The following is a 1,635-nucleotide window of genomic DNA, read 5'->3' on the forward strand; positions in this document are numbered from 1 at the left end:
CTTCCAACGGCCGGTACTCCATTCTGTTATTCATGCCTGCGCCGCTAATGGGTTGCTGGCGGTAAATATCGCTTAAGAAGTGAACGTTTAATCTTAGAAAATCTATTAACTCACATGCCGCATCTATTTCTGCCTGGAAACAATTTTTACTTTGGCCCAGCATTGTTGTTGCGTTAATATACGGCCGGTATTTTGTTGCTAAAAGATCAGCCGCTTTTAAAAATATATTGGCCCTGTTTTCCCAACTCATATTAGCCCATTTGTCTTTTACTTTTAATGCTGCATTTATTGCTTTGGTTACATGCTTAGCTTCGCCAATATGAAATTGCCCCAATAAATATTTACGTTCATGCGGCGGACGAATCTCCATTGTCTTTCCCGTACGCACTTCTTCGTTACCAATGTACATGGGTACATCAATTGTTGTTTTTTTTAGCTCTGCTAAAACTTCTTTTAATCTTTTCTTTTCTGCCGAACCGGGAGCATAAGAAAGTACAGGTTCGTTTGCAGGAATGGGGTAATAAAAATCTCCGTATTGCATAAAAATAGATTTTGTGTATTTTAGGCTGTTATATTTTAATGTTGAGCAAAGGTATGTGGTACAAGTGAGTGACACAACGATGATCCCATGAAAAACTAATGCTTGTTAAAAAAAAACTACGCACTTTGGTCTTCCTTCTCACTCATCAAATACGCTTTTATAAATCCATCTAATTCCCCATCCATAACCGGCCCTACATTACCTACTTCATAATCGGTACGATGGTCTTTTATCATTTTGTAAGGATGAAAAACATAACTGCGTATCTGGCTGCCCCACTCTATCTTTTTCTTTTTACTATTGGCAGCATCTTTTATTTCGTTGCGTCTTTGCAATTCTATTTCGTACAAACGGCTCTTCAGCATTTGCATGGCTAACTCCCGGTTGCCGAGCTGGCTCCTGTCTTGCTGACAAACTACCACAATGCCTGTGGGAATATGCGTTAATTGCACTTTGGTTTCTACTTTGTTTACGTTTTGTCCGCCTGCACCACCACTTCGGCTGGTTTCCATTTTTACATCAGCAGGATTAATTTCAATGTTAATGGTATCATCTACCAATGGGTAAACATTTACAGAAACAAAAGAAGTATGCCGCCTTGCATTACTGTCAAAAGGAGAAATACGTACCAAACGATGCACACCACTTTCCGATTTTAAAAAACCATAAGCAAAGGCACCTTCAAATTTATAAGTGCAAGTTTTTATACCAGCGCCATCGCCCCATTGCCAATCCATTTCTGTAACTCCCCAGCCCTGCTTTTCGCCGTACATCCTAAACATACGGGCAAGCATTTCTGCCCAGTCCTGGCTTTCGGTACCGCCAGCACCACTGTTAATTTGCAGCATGGCGGGCAATTCGTCTTCGGGTTCGTTCAGCGTGCTTTTAAATTCTGCTTCTTCAATTTTATTTACTGCATCATTAAAAGCTTCTTTCACTTCTTCTTCTGTAGTATCGCCTGCTTTCCAAAATTCAAACAAAACCACAAAATCTTCCACAGCATTATTTACCGAATAAAAAAGATTTATCCAGTACTCATTAACTTTTGTTTCTTTTAAAATGGCTGTGGCTCTGGCGTTATCATCCCAAAAGCC

Annotated in this window: 2 protein-coding genes; both read right to left on the minus strand. The window is 39.9% G+C overall.

The genetic code is table 11. The annotated features are described in order from the left end of the window. On the minus strand, nucleotides 1–541 hold a 541-nt coding region (locus tag ACY65O_RS19075), incomplete at its 3' end, for an aldehyde dehydrogenase family protein (protein WP_462222447.1). Nucleotides 542–657: 116 nt separating this feature from the next. After that, nucleotides 658–1,635 (minus strand): peptide chain release factor 2 (gene prfB / locus ACY65O_RS19080; protein ID WP_462222448.1); only part of this gene is annotated, 978 nt, incomplete at its 5' end.

The organism is Ferruginibacter sp. (assembly GCF_031430955.1).
Lineage (GTDB): Bacteria > Bacteroidota > Bacteroidia > Chitinophagales > Chitinophagaceae > Ferruginibacter.